The organism is Crossiella sp. CA-258035 (assembly GCF_030064675.1).
Taxonomy (GTDB): domain Bacteria; phylum Actinomycetota; class Actinomycetes; order Mycobacteriales; family Pseudonocardiaceae; genus Crossiella.
In genome coordinates this window covers 46,688-61,781 of record NZ_CP116413.1, presented here as the reverse complement: position 1 = coordinate 61,781, position 15,094 = coordinate 46,688, and the positions used below count along the sequence as shown (strand labels likewise).

At 72.1% G+C, this 15,094-nt stretch carries 14 protein-coding genes; 4 read left to right on the top strand and 10 right to left on the bottom strand.

Annotated features, from left to right (window positions below):
* Position 1: 1 nt before the first annotated feature.
* Complete coding sequence (locus N8J89_RS00310; protein WP_283662387.1) at positions 2–1,207, top strand: glycerate kinase family protein; 1,206 nt, start codon at positions 2–4, stop codon at positions 1,205–1,207.
* Here N8J89_RS00310 and N8J89_RS00305 read toward each other — a convergent pair.
* The 3 genes from N8J89_RS00305 to N8J89_RS00295 are packed head-to-tail and all read right to left on the bottom strand — an operon-like array spanning position 1,130 to position 5,053.
* On the bottom strand, positions 1,130–2,908 hold the full coding sequence (locus N8J89_RS00305) for a gamma-glutamyltransferase family protein (protein ID WP_283662386.1): 1,779 nt from the start codon (positions 2,906–2,908) through the stop codon (positions 1,130–1,132). The two genes, N8J89_RS00310 and N8J89_RS00305, sit on opposite strands and share 78 nt — an antisense overlap.
* Positions 2,909–2,918: 10 nt before the next feature.
* Entirely contained in the window at positions 2,919–3,704 is a 786-nt protein-coding gene (locus N8J89_RS00300) for a siderophore-interacting protein (RefSeq protein ID WP_283662385.1), read from the bottom strand.
* Between the two features lie 50 nt (positions 3,705–3,754).
* A complete protein-coding gene (locus N8J89_RS00295; RefSeq protein ID WP_283662384.1) occupies positions 3,755–5,053 on the bottom strand; it encodes a UDP-glucose dehydrogenase family protein in 1,299 nt (432 codons plus the stop codon).
* A 166-nt stretch (positions 5,054–5,219) separates the two neighbouring features.
* Here N8J89_RS00295 and N8J89_RS00290 point away from each other — a divergent pair, with 166 nt between their 5' ends.
* Entirely contained in the window at positions 5,220–6,182 is a 963-nt protein-coding gene (locus tag N8J89_RS00290; protein ID WP_283662383.1) for an aldo/keto reductase, read from the top strand.
* 20 nt (positions 6,183–6,202) lie between these two features.
* Positions 6,203–6,958 (top strand): SDR family NAD(P)-dependent oxidoreductase, encoded by a 756-nt coding sequence (locus tag N8J89_RS00285; RefSeq protein ID WP_283662382.1) that lies wholly within the window; start codon positions 6,203–6,205, stop codon positions 6,956–6,958.
* Positions 6,959–6,992: 34 nt separating this feature from the next.
* On the opposite strand, the gene N8J89_RS00280 is transcribed toward N8J89_RS00285, so the two are convergent.
* The gene (locus N8J89_RS00280; protein WP_283662381.1) at positions 6,993–8,633 is read right to left on the bottom strand and encodes a TM0106 family RecB-like putative nuclease; all 1,641 of its coding nucleotides are present in this window, start codon (positions 8,631–8,633) and stop codon (positions 6,993–6,995) included.
* Positions 8,634–8,904: 271 nt separating this feature from the next.
* On the opposite strand from N8J89_RS00280, the gene N8J89_RS00275 reads away from it, so the two are divergent.
* Positions 8,905–9,342: a DUF6474 family protein gene (locus tag N8J89_RS00275; protein ID WP_283662380.1), complete on the top strand. Its 438-nt coding sequence runs from the start codon at positions 8,905–8,907 to the stop codon at positions 9,340–9,342.
* Here the strand turns inward: N8J89_RS00275 and N8J89_RS00270 are convergent.
* From N8J89_RS00270 to N8J89_RS00245, 6 genes are all read right to left on the bottom strand, one after another.
* The gene (locus N8J89_RS00270) at positions 9,313–9,678 is read right to left on the bottom strand and encodes a hypothetical protein (protein WP_283662379.1); all 366 of its coding nucleotides are present in this window, start codon (positions 9,676–9,678) and stop codon (positions 9,313–9,315) included. The genes N8J89_RS00275 and N8J89_RS00270 overlap by 30 nt on opposite strands.
* A 108-nt stretch (positions 9,679–9,786) precedes the next feature.
* Positions 9,787–10,764, bottom strand: coding sequence for a glycine betaine ABC transporter substrate-binding protein (locus tag N8J89_RS00265; RefSeq protein WP_283662378.1), 978 nt, complete (start codon positions 10,762–10,764; stop codon positions 9,787–9,789).
* The gene (locus tag N8J89_RS00260; RefSeq protein ID WP_252485500.1) at positions 10,761–11,501 is read right to left on the bottom strand and encodes an ABC transporter permease; all 741 of its coding nucleotides are present in this window, start codon (positions 11,499–11,501) and stop codon (positions 10,761–10,763) included. The genes N8J89_RS00265 and N8J89_RS00260 overlap by 4 nt, the downstream gene beginning before the upstream one ends.
* A complete protein-coding gene (locus N8J89_RS00255; protein WP_283662377.1) occupies positions 11,498–12,649 on the bottom strand; it encodes an ABC transporter ATP-binding protein in 1,152 nt (383 codons plus the stop codon). The genes N8J89_RS00260 and N8J89_RS00255 overlap by 4 nt, the downstream gene beginning before the upstream one ends.
* Positions 12,642–13,289 carry an ABC transporter permease gene (locus N8J89_RS00250; RefSeq protein ID WP_283662376.1) on the bottom strand — a complete coding sequence of 216 codons (648 nt, stop codon included), beginning with the start codon at positions 13,287–13,289 and terminating at the stop codon, positions 12,642–12,644. Before N8J89_RS00250 ends, N8J89_RS00255 begins: the two co-directional genes overlap by 8 nt.
* Positions 13,286–15,028 (bottom strand): BCCT family transporter, encoded by a 1,743-nt coding sequence (locus N8J89_RS00245; protein ID WP_502868400.1) that lies wholly within the window; start codon positions 15,026–15,028, stop codon positions 13,286–13,288. Before N8J89_RS00245 ends, N8J89_RS00250 begins: the two co-directional genes overlap by 4 nt.
* Positions 15,029–15,094 lie beyond the last annotated feature (66 nt).

Sequence of the window (15,094 nt, the reverse complement as noted above, 5' to 3'; positions counted from 1 at the left end):
CATGCGTTTTGTCGTCGCTCCGAGTGGGTTCAAGGAGAGTCTGGACGCCGAAGCCGTCGCCGAGGCCATCACCGCCGGGATCCGCCGCGTGGTGCCGGGCGCGGTCGTCGACCCGGTGCCGCTGGTCGACGGCGGCGAGGGCTCGGCCCGCACGCTGGCCGCCGCCGGTGGCGGTGAGCTGGTCCCGCTGACCGTGACCGGCCCGGTCGGCAAGCCGGTGCGCGCACACCTGGCGGTGATCGGCGAGACCGCGGTGGTGGAGATGGCCGCCGCGGCCGGCCTCCGCCTGGTGCCGCCGGACCTGCGCCAGCCCGGTGCCACCACCACCTACGGCGTGGGCGAGCTGATCAAGGCCGCGCTGGACGCCGGGTGCACGCGCATCCTGATCGGCTGCGGCGACTCCGGCACCTGCGACGGTGGCGCCGGCGCGCTGCAAGCCCTGGGCGCGCGGCTGCTCGACGGCGACGGCGCGGAGCTCGGCCGCGGCGGCGACGCCCTGCTCGCGCTCAAGGACATCGACGTCACCGGCCTCGACCCGCGACTGGCCGATGCCGCCATCACCCTGGCCTGCAACCAGCACAACGTGCTCTGCGGCGAGCAGGGCGTGGCCCGCGTGTTCGGCCCGCAGAAGGGCGCGCGGCCGCTGGACGTCGAGCGCCTGGCCGCCGCGATGGACCGCTGGGCGGTGGTGCTGCACGAGAAGTTCGGCCTCGACCTGGCCACCGCGCCCGGCAGCGGCGCCTCCGGCGGGCTCGGCGCCGGACTGGCCGCGGTGCTCGGCGCGGAACTGCGGCCGCGCTTCGAGGTGCTGCTGGACCACCTGGACCTGGACCGGCGACTGGCCGCGGCCGACCTGGTGATCACCGCCGAGGGCGCGATCGACTTCCAGACCCCGCGCGGCAAGATCCCGTCCGAGGTGGCCAGGCGGGCCAAGCGGTTCGGCAAGCCGGTGATCGCGCTGGCCGGCACCATCGGCAAGGGCGCCCGGCGCAACTACGACGTGGGCATCGACGCCTACGCGGGCATCCTGGCCGCCCCGGTGCCGCTGGCCGAGGCCATCGACCACGCCGCCGAACTGCTCACCGACGCCACCGAGCGCACGCTGCGCCTGGTCCTGGTCGGGGCCGCGCTAGCGACCGACCGCGTAACCCTGGGCACCGCGGGCGTTGGCGGCCCCGCGCAGCAGGCCGGTGTCTGGATCCCGTGACACCGCGGACAACCGGCCCAGCGCCCACGGCCCGGCGTCGAGCACCGAGTGCCCGCGCCGGGCCAGCTCGGCGAAGGTCTCCGCGCCCAGCCGGGACTCCGCGACCAGCTCGCCCGGCTGCCAGCTGCGCGGGTAGAACGAGGACGGGAACGCGGTGGAGTGCCAGGCCGGGGCGTCGATGGCCGCCTGCAGGTTCAGCCCGGCGCGGGTGTGCGCCAGCCAGAAGCACAGCTGCCACTGGTCCTGCTGGTCCCCGCCGGGCGTGCCGAAGGCCAGCACCGCCTCGCCACCACGGCTGGCCAGCGAGGGCGAGAGCGTGATGCGCGGCCGCTTGCCGGGGGCCAGCACGTTGGGGTGCCCCTCCTCCAGCCAGAACATCTGCGCCCTGGTGCCCAGGTTGAAGCCCAGCGCCGGGATGTGCGGCGAGGACTGGAGCCAGCCGCCGGAGGGCGTGGCCGAGACCAGGTTGCCCCACCGGTCCACCACGTCCACGTGCACGGTGTCGCCCCTGGTCACCCCGGTGCGGGAGACCGTGGGCTCCCCCACCCCCATCGCGGTGTCCATCTCCCCTGCGGTGTTCCCGACCCCGCGTCCTTCCGCGACGAAGGCGGGCAGCCTGCCGTCCAGCCCCGGCCGCAGCTCCAGCGAAGCTGTCTCGGTGATGAGTGCCCGCCGCTGCCGCGCGTACGCCACAGCGAGCAAGCGATCCAGCGGCACCTCCGGGCTGTCGCCGTACCAAGCCTCCCGGTCGGCGAAGGCCAGCTTGGCCGCCTCGGTGGCCAGGTGCACGGTGTCCGCGCTCGCCACACCGTCCACATAGGACAGATCAAGCCCGTCGAGCAACCGGAGCTGTTGCGCCAGCACCGGTCCCTGGCTCCACCGCCCGAGTTTGTGCAGCGTCCAGCCGTCGGCCAGGTCCACGCTGACCGGGGTGTCGTAGCTCGCCGACCACCCTGCCATGTCCGCCGCGGTGAGCACACCGGCGTGGCTGCGGCCCGAGTCGTCGCGGAACTCCTGCCGGGCGAAGCGATCGATCTCCTCAGCGACGAAGCCCTGGTACCAGGCCCGGCGCGCCGCCTCGATCTGCGCCTCGCGGTCCGATCCGGCCGCCTCCGCCTCGGCGAGCAGCCGCTCCAGGGTGTCCGCCAGCGCCGGGTTCCGCAGCCGGGTGCCGGGCTGAGCGGCGGGCAGCCACTGCGTGGCCGAGGTGGGCCAGTGCTCGCGGAAGAGCTGCTCGACCACCTCGATGGTCGCGGTGATCCGCTCCACCACCGGGAATCCGTTGCGCGCGTAGCCGATCGCGTAGTCCAGCACCTGCCGCAACGTCCGGGTGCCGTGGTCCCGCAGCAACAGCAGCCAGCCGTCCCACGCGCCGGGGATGGTCGCGGCCAGCAACCCGGTGCCGGGCACCAGCTCCAGCCCGAGGTCACGGTAGTGCGCCAGCGTCGCCCCAGCGGGCGCGACCCCCTGCCCGCACAACACCTCCGGCGCCTGCCCGGCCGCGGCGAAGATCGCCGGGACCTCGCCGCCGGGCCCGTTCAGGTGCGGTTCCACCACCTGGAGGGTGAACCCGGCGGCCACCGCCGCGTCGAAGGCGTTGCCGCCGTCCTCCAGCACCGCCATCCCGGCGGCCGAGGCCAGCCAGTGCGTGGAAGCGACCATGCCGTGGGTGCCGAGGAGCTCCGGCCGCGTGGTGAACACGCTGTTGAACCTAGTAAGTCGGGGCCGAGTGCTTCCAGTAGCCGCAGAAGTAGATCGACTCCTTGGGCACGCCGCGATCGCGCACCAGGTGCCGCCGGACCGCGGTGACCATGCCGGACTCACCGGCCACCCAGGCGTAGACCTCGCCGCCGGGCAGCTCGGCCGCGCGCAGCGTGCGGGCCACGATGTCGCTGGTCCCGGCGTGCTGACCGGCCCGGTGCAGCCAGGTCAGCTCCAGGTCGGCCGCGGTGTCGAAGCGCTGCTCCTCGGCGTCGTTGGCGATCTCCACGAAGACCTTGGCCTTGGTGCCGGCCGGCATGGACTCCACGATGGAGCCGATCGCGGGCAGCGCGGTCTCGTCGCCGATGATCAGCTGCCAGTCCGCGCCCGGCGTCGGCCGGTACCCGGCGCGCTCGCTGCGCAGGCCGATCCGCTGGCCGGGCTCGGCCCGGTTCGCCCAGCGCGCGGCCGGTCCGGTCTCGCCGTGCAGCACGAAGTCGATGTCCAGCTCGCGGCGTTCCGGGTCGTAGCGGCGCACGGTGTAGTTGCGCACCACCGGCCGGACCTCCTCGGGCATGCTCTGCACCTCGGTCCACCAGTCCGGGCTGCTGGGCAGCACCGGGGCGTCCTGGCCGGAGGCGGGGAAGAAGGTGCGCACCAGGTGATCGGGACCCTCGTAGCCGAAGCGGTCCAGTTCCGGCGCGGCGAGCGTCACCCGAGCCAGCCCTGGGCTGGGGCGACGCACCTGGGAGACCTCCGCCAACAGGGCGGGTCGCTCCTTCTCCTCTGCGAGCATAGGTAAGGCTAACCTGCGCGCCGGGAGGCTGCACACGGGCGTGACCCGTGTCACGCCACCGGGCTACGCCCCACCCCGTGCCAGGCCAGCCCAGCCCGCCGCAGCACGTCGGCGTCGAGCAGGTTCCTGGTGTCCACCACGGCTTTCCCGGCCAGCAGACCGGCCAGCCTCGGCCAGTCCAGGGTGCGGAACTCCGGCCACTCGGTGAGCAGCACCAGGCCCACCGCGCCGTCCGCCGCCTGGTACGGGTCGCTGACCACGCGCACCGCGTCGGTCACGCCGGGCACCGCGCCCGGGATGCCCGGGTCGAAGGCGACCAGCTCGGCGCCCTCGGCACGCAGCTTCTCCGCCACCGCCAGCGCGGGCGAGTCCCGCAGGTCGTTCGTGCCTGCCTTGAACGCCAGGCCCAGCACGGCCAGCCGCACCCCGGCCAGCTCGCCGCCGACCGCGGCCCGGATCTTGTCCACCATCCGGTCCCGCTGCCGGGTGTTGGTGTCGATGGAGGCGCGCAGCAGCATGAAGTCGAAGTCCACCGCCTCGGCCACCTGCACCAGCGCGTGCGTGTCCTTGGGCAGGCAGGAGCCGCCCCAGCCGGGGCCGGGCTGCAGGAAGGACTGACCGATCCGGCGGTCGTAGCCCATGCCCTCGGTGACGTCGCCGACGTCCGCGCCCAGCCGCTCGCACAGCTCGGCCATCGCGTTGACGTAGGACAGCTTCATGGCCAGGAAGCAGTTGGCCGCGTACTTGACCATCTCCGCGCTGGGCGCGTCGGTGAACACGGTGGGCGCGCCGAGCTTGGCGTAGAGCGCGGCCACCCGCTCGGCCGCGTCCTGGGCGCTGGAGCCGACCACGATCCGGTCCGGGTTGAGGAAGTCGTGCACCGCGGTGCCCTCGCGCAGGAACTCCGGGTTGCTGACCACAGCCACGTCGGGCCGGTCCAGCAGCTCGTGCACCCTGGCCGCGGTGCCCACCGGCACGGTCGACTTGTTGACCACCACACACCCGCTGGGCAGCAGCTCGCGCACCTCGGCGATCACCGACTCCACCGCGGCCAGGTCCGCCGCGCCGCCCTCGCCCATCGGCGTCGGCACGCACAGGAACACCACCTCGGCGCCCTCCACCGCGTGCCGCGCGCCGAGCACGAACTCCAGCCGCCCCGCGGCCAGCCCGGACTGCACCAGCTCGGCCAGCCCCGGCTCCAGGATGGTCACCTCACCGGCCTTGAGCCGGGCCACCTTGGCCGCGTCCACATCGGCGCAGATGACCTTGTGCCCCAGTGAGGCGAGACAGGCGCCGGTGGTCAGGCCCACGTATCCGGATCCGACGACGACGATTCGCCGTGCGAACACACTCCACCCCCGCGTTGGGTTGGTTCTGGTCCTCGGGCGAACTGCCCCGTTCGGGCGCATCCTGACACCGCAGGACGGGGATGGCCAGCCAACCGTTCGGTGGCTCCGGTCACGACTGTGAACGGGGAGTGACTGGAATGTCACTCGACACGTAGGGTGCACGCTCGTGGACCAACGACGGTTGGGTGATTCTGGGCTGGTGGTCAGCGCGGTCGGGCTCGGCTGCAACAACCTCGGGCGGCCGGGGACCGCGACCGAGACGCTGGCCGGCGCCAGGTCGGTTGTCGATGCCGCGCTGGAGGCCGGCATCACCTTCTTCGACGTCGCCGACGTCTACGGCGCCCCGCGCGGGCGCAGCGAGGAGCTGCTCGGCCAGGCCCTGTCCGGGCGGCGCGAGCACGCGGTGATCGCGACCAAGTTCGGCATGGACATGCAGGGCACCAACGGCCCCGACTTCGGCGCCCGCGGTTCCCGCCGCTACGTCCGGCGCGCGGTGGAGTCCTCGCTGCGGCGGCTGGGCACCGACTGGATCGACGTCTACCAGCTGCACCGGCCGGACCCGCTGACTCCGCTGGAGGAGACGCTGTCCGTGCTGGACGACCTGGTGCACGAGGGCAAGATCCGCTACGTCGGGCACTGCAACCTGGCCGGCTGGCAGATCGCGGACGCGAGCTGGCGCGCGAGCACCGCGAACCTGACCGCGCCGGTGTCCGCGGAGAACCACTACTCGCTGCTGGAACGCGAGTCCGAGCGCGAGATCATCCCGGCCTGCCTGCGCTTCGGCCTCGGCCTGCTGCCCTACTTCCCGCTGGCCAACGGCCTGCTCACGGGCAAGTACGACCGGGACACCAAGCCGCCGGAGGGCAGTCGCCTGGCCGGAAGGGAACGGCTGCTCGCGGACGCGCCGTGGGACCGGATCGACCGGCTGCGCCGCTTCGCCGAGGAACGGGACCTGAGCATGGTGGAGCTGGCCATCGGCTGGCTGGCCGCGCAGCCCGCGGTGGCCTCGGTGATCGCGGGCGCGACCAGCGCGGAGCAGGTCACCCAGAACGCCTCGGCCGCGGAGTGGGCACCCACTGCGGCGGACCTCACTGAGATCGACGCCATCTGTCCACCGGGCCGACGTTAACGGCGGCTAACCTCTCCGGCATGCAGATCACCGACACCGCTGCCATCGTCACCGGTGGCGCGTCCGGCCTGGGTGGGGCCACCAGCCGTGCCCTGGTCGCCAAGGGCGCCCGCGTCTTCGCCCTGGACCTGCCGCAGGCCATCGAGAAGGCCGAGCAGGTCGACGGCATCACCTACGTGGCCGCCGACGTCACCGACGCCGAGCAGGTCAAGGCCGCCGTCGAGCAGGCAGCCGCGGCCGCGCCGCTGCGCACCGTGGTCAACTGCGCCGGGGTCGGCTGGGCCGGCCGGATCGTGAACAAGCAGGGCGAGCCGCACGACTACGACCTGTTCCGCAAGGTCGTGGAGATCAACCTGATCGGCAGCTTCAACGTGCTGCGCCTGGCCGCGGCCGCGATGGCCAAGACCGAGGCGGTGGACGGCCAGCGCGGTGTGGTGATCAACACCGCTTCGGTGGCCGCCTTCGACGGCCAGATCGGCCAGGTCGCCTACGCCGCGTCCAAGGGCGGCGTGGTCGGCCTGACCCTGTCCTCGGCCAGGGACCTGGCCACCTTCGGCATCCGGGTGATGACCATCGCGCCCGGCATCATCGACACCCCGATGCTGGCCGGGGTCACCGAGGAGTTCCGCGCGACCCTCTCCGCCGGGGTGCCCTTCCCCAAGCGCCTCGGCACGCCCGCCGAGTACGCGCAGCTCGCGGTCATGATCGTCGAGCACGACTACCTCAACGGCGAGGTCATCCGGATGGACGGCGCGCTGCGGATGGCGCCCCGCTAGGTCTGGCGAACGGTGCGGCCGCGCGGCCGCACCGTCACAGCTCCCCGGCGTAGGGCAGCTCGTAGACCGCCTCGGAGTCCATCCAGCGGCGCAGCGTCCAGGTCGCCCGCACGTCGTCCTCGTTGTACTCCAGCAGCCGTTCCCGCTGGTCCGGCTGAGGTTCGCCGCCGTCCATGCCGACCGCGTCCCGGTACCAGCGCATCGAGTTCTCGCCACCGGCCTCCGGGTCCCGCCAGGCGAACCCGGCCGCGGGGGCGATCATCTTCAGCCCCTTGCCCTTGGCGCAGAGGAACTGGTCGCGCACGATGCCGAACAGGTCCACCCACTGCGGCGAGCCGATGAAGTCCTGCACGGTCTGGATGGTCGGGATGTCCGGCTTGCCGGCGAAGCGCTCGGCCGAGCCGAGCATCCACCGGTTCTCCGCCAGCTCGTTGTAGCAGTAGGCGCGGAAGCTCAGCCCGCGCGCGCTGGCCCGCAGCCGCACGTGCGTGAGGTAGGACCAGAACTCGCCGAAGGAGCGGGCCTCGTCCTGGCAGGGCAGCGGGTCCCAGGTGACGAAGGCCCGGTAGCCCTGGGGCACGCCGATGTCCGCGCCGGAGAGGTGCACGCCCCACATGTAGGCCCCGGCGTCGCCGAAGCTCTCCATGTCCACGTCCAGCTCCACGTCCGCGCGCGGCACGTGCACCCGTTCCTCGCGGCGCACCAGCGAGGCCCCGCGCAGCCAGGCCTTGGCCAGCAGCACCGCGTCGCCGAAGGGCATGCCCACCATCGGCGCCGGCGGGTCGACGGTGACCGGCTGGGCGGCCAGCTGGTCCACAGTGGACACTCCGATGGCGCGCAGGGACACCGCGTCCTCGCCGCGCACCACCAGGCTGACGTCCCGCCGCTCGATCAGGGTGGCCTCGCAGGTCGGCCACCACGGGCAGCTGCGGCACTCCAGGATCCGGGACGGCCTGGCCAGCGGGTCGCGCTGGTTGAGCGCGGCCGCGGCCACCGCGAGCCGGTCGGCGAAGCGGGCGTCGTACTCCTTGAGCGCGGTCCGGCCGTTCGGCCAGGTCGGCGCCTCCAGGTCGTGCCAGAGCACCACGTCGGCGTCCAGCCCGATCACCCCGCCCATCGCCCGGCCGGGCACGGTCAGGCCCGCGGCCTGCAACAGCCGGTAGGCGTGCGCCAGGCGCAGCTGGTCCCGCGGCTGCGGCCGCACCTTGCGGATCGGGTCCACCCTGGCGCTGCCCGGGTAGAGCTGGCCGAACGGGGTGGTGCGCGCGCCGGTGCCAGGGTCGGTGATCTTGTGCCGGACCACCAGCACCGGCAGGTACCCGCCGCTGGAGTCGCGCACCAGCAGGTCGATGCCGCCGCGGCGCCCGCCGGTGCGGTCCGAGGGCAGCAACCCGCCCCAGACGAACCGCGCACCCGCGCCGAGCACCGCGGTGGTGATCCGTTCCCGGTCGGCAGCCGCCTCGCCAGCGGGCACCTCGGTCCACTCCGCGCCCAGCTGCCGGGACAGCCGGTCCGCCACCACGCGCCGGTGCGCCGCCGCGTCGCTCATCCGCTGCTCGGCAGCCGGGTCCGGCGGCGCCTTGGCCGCGTCGACCATGGTCGGATCGTGTTCGAGGTGCACGCGGCGCCGGCACCGGGTCACCACCCCGGCATCAAGTAGCACCGCAGACGTCACTCATGCAGGGTAGGTGGCCGGACCGCGCTCCGTGTCGGCAACCCGGTTGATCTCGGCTTCTTGCGCGCCAGAAGCGCCAGAAAACCCCCGAGCGGCCTAGGCCGTGTCCCGTGGATCTCGTGCGCGAGCGTCGGAGTCCAGGTTGTTCCTGGCGGTGCTGCCGGGGCAGCCTCGTACCGGGCGTACTCGGCTGTTCCGGCAGCACCGCCAGGGACGACCTGGGCCCGACGATGGCGTGCGAGATCCACGGGACACGGCCTACTCTGAGGGCATGGCCCGCATCCGGCGAGGACTGCCCAAACTCACCCCCGCCCGTGCCAAGCACCTGGTCGGCATCGGCAAGGTGGTGGTTCCCCTGCTCGCCCCGTTCGCGATCAAGGCCGCCTCGGCGGCCAGGGACGGCTACGACCGGATGCGCGCCCGCAAGCTGGGCGTGCCGGTCGAGCACCTGGCCACCTACAGCGGTCGCGGCGGCGCGCTGCACGCGCGGATCGCCGGCATCGCCAACGCGGTGGCCGAGCTGCGGGTCAACGCCAGCGAGGAGGTCACGGCCTTCGCCAAGGACAGTGAGGCCAGGCTGGTCGAGCTGGCCGCGGTGGTGCGGGCCGCGGAGCGGATGCCTGCGCCACGGCGCAAGACGGCGCACCGCTCGGTCGCCACCGAGCTGGACCGGATCGAGTCACACCTGCTGCATCATCTGGGCGTCTGATCGCGGGTAGCCGCGAAAGGGCAGCGGGAGCGGGCGCAGCAGCAGCGCGAAGGCGACCGCGGCCAGCACCGCCCCGGCGATCGAGGACGCGGACAGCGCGGCCAGCGCCAGGTTCAGCGGGATCAGGATCCCGGTGAACCAGAGCGCGCTGGTGCGCAACTGCTGGGAGTAGGCGGGCAGCAGCAGGGCCAGCACCAGCCCGATCGCGCCGGTCATGATGGTGGCCATGGCGAACGGGAACTCGAAGGCGCTGCGCGCCCACAGCACACCAGCGGTCAGCCAGGCCACCACGGTGTGACCGAGCAACACGTACCGAACCGAGTCCAAGCCGCGCATGACATCCCCTCCCGGAAAGATCGTCACGACCCATCCTGGCTGGCGGCACCGACAGCGGCCATGGGGCAAACCCCCGAGTCGACCCTGAAGTCAGCTCCCCCGCCCTGCTCAGGGCATCCGCACAAATCCCTCGCGGACCAGCCAGTTCCGCGCCACCTCGGCCGGGTCCTTGCCTTCCACGTCGACCTCGGCGTTGAGCTTGAGCATGACCTCGTTGGTCAGCTTCGCCGCCACCGGCCGGAGCACCTCGGTGATCTGCGGATGCGTCGAGGCGGTCTCCTCGCGCATGGTCATCGAGGCGTTGTAGCGCGGGAAGAAGTTGCGGTCGTCGGTGAGCAGCACCAGGTCCAGCGCCAGCACCCGGCCGTCGGTGGTGAAGATCTCGCCGAAGTTGCAGGTGTCGCCGTTGGCCGTGGCCTGGTAGATCGGCCCGTTGGCGAGCAGCTTGGCCTTGCCCGGCGCCGGCTCGAACCCGTAGGTCCTCTGCACCCCCGGCATGCCGTCGTTGCGGCTGGCGAACTCGTTCTCGACGCAGAACGTGCCCTCCTCCGGCCGCTCCCTGGTCACCCTGGCCATGTCGGACATGGTGCGCACGCCGAGGCGCTCGGCGTTCTTCCGGTTCATCGCGAACGCGTAGGTGTTGTTCAGCGGCGCCATCAGGCTCCACACCACCCGGTTGCGCGCCAGGTCCTCCTTGCGCACCGCCTCGAACTGCCCGGCGTCGTCCGGGATCGGGTCCTCGTGCCCGAGGTAGCTGATCCACCCGGTGCCGGTGTACTCCCACATCAGGTCGATCTGTCCGGTGAGCAGCGCGTCCCGGCCGCTGTTGGACCCGGCGATGTTGGACAGGTCCCGCACCTTGGCCCCGGCCGCGCTCAGCGCGAACTCGGCCAGGTAGGCCAGCACCAGCTGCTCGCTGAAGTCCTTCGAGCCCACGGTCAGCTCGACATCGACCAGCTCCGGCACTGGCTGAATCGATCCTGGTTTCACGTGAAGCGGCGTCGAACCACCGGCGGAAAGCCCACACCCCGCCAGCAAGCTACCAGTCAGTAACAACGCGACTGTCCACAGTGGACGCTTGTTCACCGGAGTCCCTTCGGGCCGAGCTTGCGTTCGGCGATGCCGCCCAGCCAGTCCACCAGCAGCGCCAGCGCGGCGGAGAGCACCGCGCCGACCACCAGGATCGAGGTGCGGCGCAGCTTGTAGCCGGTGTCGATCATCGAGCCGAGGCCGCCGCCGTTGACGAAGGTGGCCAGCGTGGCCACGCCCACCGCGAGCACCAGCGCGGTCCGCATACCGGCCAGCACGTGCGGGATGGCCAGCGGGAACTCGATCCGGCGCAGCACCGTGAAGGAGGACATGCCGATGCCCCGGCCGGCCTCGACCAGGGTCCGGTCCACCTGCTGGAGGCCGACCAGGGTGTTGCGCAGCACCGGCAGCAGGGCGTAGATCGCCATCGGCAGCACCGCGATCCAGAACCCGGTCTGGCCGGTGAGCAGGAAGAACAGCACCAGCACGCCGACCGCGGGGGCAGCCTGGCCGATGGTGGCCAGACCGAGCACCACCGGCGCGATCGGCCGCGCCCAGCGGCGGCTGACCAGCACGCCCAGCGGCACCCCCGCGGCCAGCACGATGGCCGAGATGGCCACGGTCAGCTGGAGGTGCTCCCAGGTCAAGCTGAGGATGTTGGCGAAGGTGATGTTGCGCTGCTCGATCGAGTCGAGCTCGCCGGTGAACGCCCAGACCAGCACCGCGCCCACGATCAGCAGCACCACGACCGGCTCGGCGAACAGCCGCAGGCGGTCCGCCCGCGAGGCGCTCACGCCGTCTCCAGCTCTTCGCGCATGGCCCGCACCGCGGCCATCAGCGTGTCCATGGTGACCACGCCGACGTACTCGCCGCGCCCGCCGGTGACCACGGCCAGCCCGTCGTCGTCGGTGAGCACCGCCTCCAGCGCGTCGTGCAGGGTGGAGGCCATCGCCACCGTGTCCTCCACCGCCCGCCCGGCCCGGTCCAGGCTGACCCCGGTGGACAGGTCCGGCGGGGTCACCCAGCGCAGCGGCCGCCGCCGGGTGTCCAGCACCAGGCCGACCGCCCCGCGCCGCCGCCCGAGCCGTTCGGCCAGGTCGGCCACGGAGTCGCCGACGCCGGCCGTGGGCACCTCGGACAGTTCGACCTCGCGCACCCGGCGCAGGGTCAGCTGCTTGAGCGAGGCCCCCGCGCCGACAAAACCGGCCACCGTGTCGTCGGCCGGGTTGGCCAGGATCGCCTCCGGGGTGTCGTACTGCAGGATCCGGGACCGGTCGCCGAGCACCGCGATCCGGTCGCCGAGCTTGACCGCCTCGTCGAAGTCGTGCGTGACGAACACGATCGTCTTGCCCAGCTCGGCCTGTAGTCGCAGCAGCTCGTCCTGCAGGTTGCCCCTGGTGATCGGGTCCACCGCGCCGAAGGGCTCGTCCATCAGCAGCACCGGCGGGTCCGCGGCCAGCGCCCTGGCCACCCCGACCCGCTGCTGCTGCCCGCCGGAGAGCTGGCGCGGGTAGCGCCCGGCGAACTCACCGGGGTCCAGCCCGACCAGGTCCAGCATCTCCTCAACCCGGTCCGCGACCCGCTTCCTGTCCCACTTCAGCAGGCCGGGCACCATGCCCACGTTCTGCGCCACGGTCAGGTGCGGGAACAGCCCCGCCTGCTGGATGGCGTAGCCGATCCCCCGCCGCAGCTCGTCCGGGTCCAGCCCGAGCGCGTCCTGGCCGCCGATGGTGATCCGCCCGCTGGTCGGCTCGATCAGCCGGTTGATCATCTTCATGGTGGTGGTCTTGCCGCAGCCGGAGGGCCCGACGAAGACCACCGTCTCCCCGGCCGGGATGGTCATCGAGACCGACTCCACCGCGGCCGCCTGCTGCCCGGGGTAGCGCTTGGTCACCTCGGTCAGCTCGATCTGCACACCGCTGACCTGGCTGTGCTCAGACACGGATCCCCCTGGAAGTGGTCATCCTGCCGATGATCAGGAACACGCCGTCCAGCAGCAGCGCCAGCACGATTACGCCGAGCGTGCCGGCCAGCGCCGAGTTGACCGCGTTCGCGCTGCCCACCCTGGACAGCCCGCTGAAGATGAGGTTGCCCAGGCCGGGACCCTTGGCATAGGCGGCGATCGCGGCGATGCCCATCAGCAGCTGGGCGCTGACCCGCATGCCGGTCAGGATGGTTGGCCAGGCCAGCCGCAGCTCCACCGAAGTGAGCACCCGCCACCTGGCCATCCCGATGCCGCGCGCCGCGTCCACCACCGCCGGGTCCACGCCGGAGAGGCCGACGATGGTGTTGCGCACGATCGGCAGCAGCGCGTACAGCACCAGCGCGGTCACCGTCGGCGCCACCCCGAGACCGAGCACCGGGATCAGCAGGCCCAGCAGCGCGAAGGACGGGATGGTGAGGATCGCGCTGGTCAGCGCGGTGGCGATGGCCGAGCCCAGCGAGCTGCGGTACACCGCCACCCCGAGCAGCACGCCGAGCGCGGTGGCGATCAGCGTGCACTGCACCACCGCGCTCGCGTGCAGCGAGGAGTCCAGCAGCAGCTGCTGCCAGCGCGATCCGATGAACTCCCACAGGTTCACGGCTTGGCGCTCGCCTGGGTTTCATCGTGGCCGTTGCCATTGCCCGGGCTGACCTCCAGCTGGAAGTCGTGCCCGTACTGCTCGGTGCCGCTGATCACCGCGGCCTCGACCACCTCGGCGCCCTTGTTCTCCCGCCGGATCAGCGGGTCCTGCCGCAGGTCCTTGGCCAGCGAGACGCACATCAGCACCATCACCGCGGTGAACGGCACCGCCGCGATGATGGTCAACCGTTGCAGGCCGCTGAGCGCGTTCTCCCCGCCCACGGTGAGCATCACCGCGGCCACCGCGCCGGTCAGCGCGCCCCAGAAGATGACCACGCCCTTCTTCGGCGCGATCGAGCCGCGCTGGGACAGCGTGCCCATCACGATGGAGGCCGCGTCCGCGCCGGAGACGAAGAAGATCGCCACCAGCAGCATCACGACCACACTGGCCACCTCGGCCAGCGGGAACTGTTTGAGCATGCCGAACAGCTGGGCTTCCTGACCGGCCGCGCCGGCCAGGTCGACCCCGCTGCGTTGCAGGCTGAGCGCGGTGCCGCCGAGCACGGCGAACCAGAGCAGGCTCACCAGGCTGGGCACCAGGATCACCCCGGAGATGAACTGCCGGATGGTGCGGCCCCGGCTGATCCTGGCCACGAACATGCCGACGAACGGCGTCCAGGAGATCCACCAGGCCCAGTAGAAGATGGTCCACCCGGTCAGCCAGGTGTTCATCGCGTCGCCGCCGGTCGCCGCGGTGCGCGCGGACATCTCGGCCAGGTCGGAGAAGTAGTGGCCGATCGAGGTGGGCACCAGGTTCAGGATCAGCACGGTCGGGCCGACCACGAACAGGAACAGCGCGAGCACGCCAGCCAGCACCATGTTGATGTTGGACAGCCACTGGATGCCCTTGGCCACGCCGGAGACGGCCGAGCCGATGAACGCGATGGTGAGCACCACGATGATCACCACCAGCAGGGTGGTGGTGGCCTTGTCCAGCCAGCCGACCTCGTGCAGCCCGCGGCCGATCTGCAGCGCGCCGAGGCCGAGCGAGGTGGCCGAGCCGAACAGGGTGGCGAAGATGGCCAGGATGTCGATGGTCTTGCCCAGCGGCCCCTCGGCCCGGCGGCGGCCGAACAGCGGCGCGAACACCGCGCTGATCAGCTGGCGGCGGCCGCGGCGGAAGCTGCCGTAGGCGATGGCCAGGCCGACCACCGCGTAGATCGCCCACGGGTGCACGGTCCAGTGGAACAGCGTGGTGGCCATCGCCGTCTCCAGCGCCTCCTCGCTGCCCGCGGCGACCGTGCCCGGCGGCGGTTTGACGAAGTGCGCCAGCGGCTCGCTGACCCCGTAGAACATCAGGCCGATGCCCATGCCCGCGGAGAACATCATGGCCACCCAGGAGGAGGTCCGGAACTCCGGTTCCTCGCCGTCCTGGCCGAGCGGGATCTTGCCGTAGCGGCTGGCCGCCAGCCACAGCGCGAACACCACGAAACCGGAGGCGGCCAGCACGAATGCCCAGCCCGCGTTGGCGATCAACCAGGTCAGCGCCGCCTTGGCGGCAGCACCGAGCCCGGCGCTGTCGACCACGCCCCAGCCGATGAAGGCCAGCGCGATGACCGCGGCGACGCCGAAGACCACCGGGTCCAGCCGGGCCGGGCGTTCGGCGAGTGGTTCGCCGGGAAGTTGGGTGGGTTGATCCGGGTGAGCTGGGGTACCACCAGTAGCGGGACCCGAGGTGAGGTGGTCGTCAGTCGTCACGGTGTTCGGCGCCCGGGGGCGCCTCCTCCTTCACGAACGGGCACGGCTACCGATTCTTGCTTTTCA

Bases quoted from the DNA above. Each gene is read 5' to 3' on its own strand.
- N8J89_RS00310 (WP_283662387.1), top strand. From the start codon at position 2: ATGCGTTTTGTCGTCGCTCCGAGTGGGTTCAAGGAGAGTCTGGACGCC.
- N8J89_RS00300 (WP_283662385.1), bottom strand. From the start codon at position 3,704: ATGCTCGCAGAGGAGAAGGAGCGACCCGCCCTGTTGGCGGAGGTCTCC.
- N8J89_RS00285 (WP_283662382.1), top strand. From the start codon at position 6,203: ATGCAGATCACCGACACCGCTGCCATCGTCACCGGTGGCGCGTCCGGC.
- N8J89_RS00275 (WP_283662380.1), top strand. From the start codon at position 8,905: ATGGCCCGCATCCGGCGAGGACTGCCCAAACTCACCCCCGCCCGTGCC.
- N8J89_RS00270 (WP_283662379.1), bottom strand. From the start codon at position 9,678: ATGCGCGGCTTGGACTCGGTTCGGTACGTGTTGCTCGGTCACACCGTG.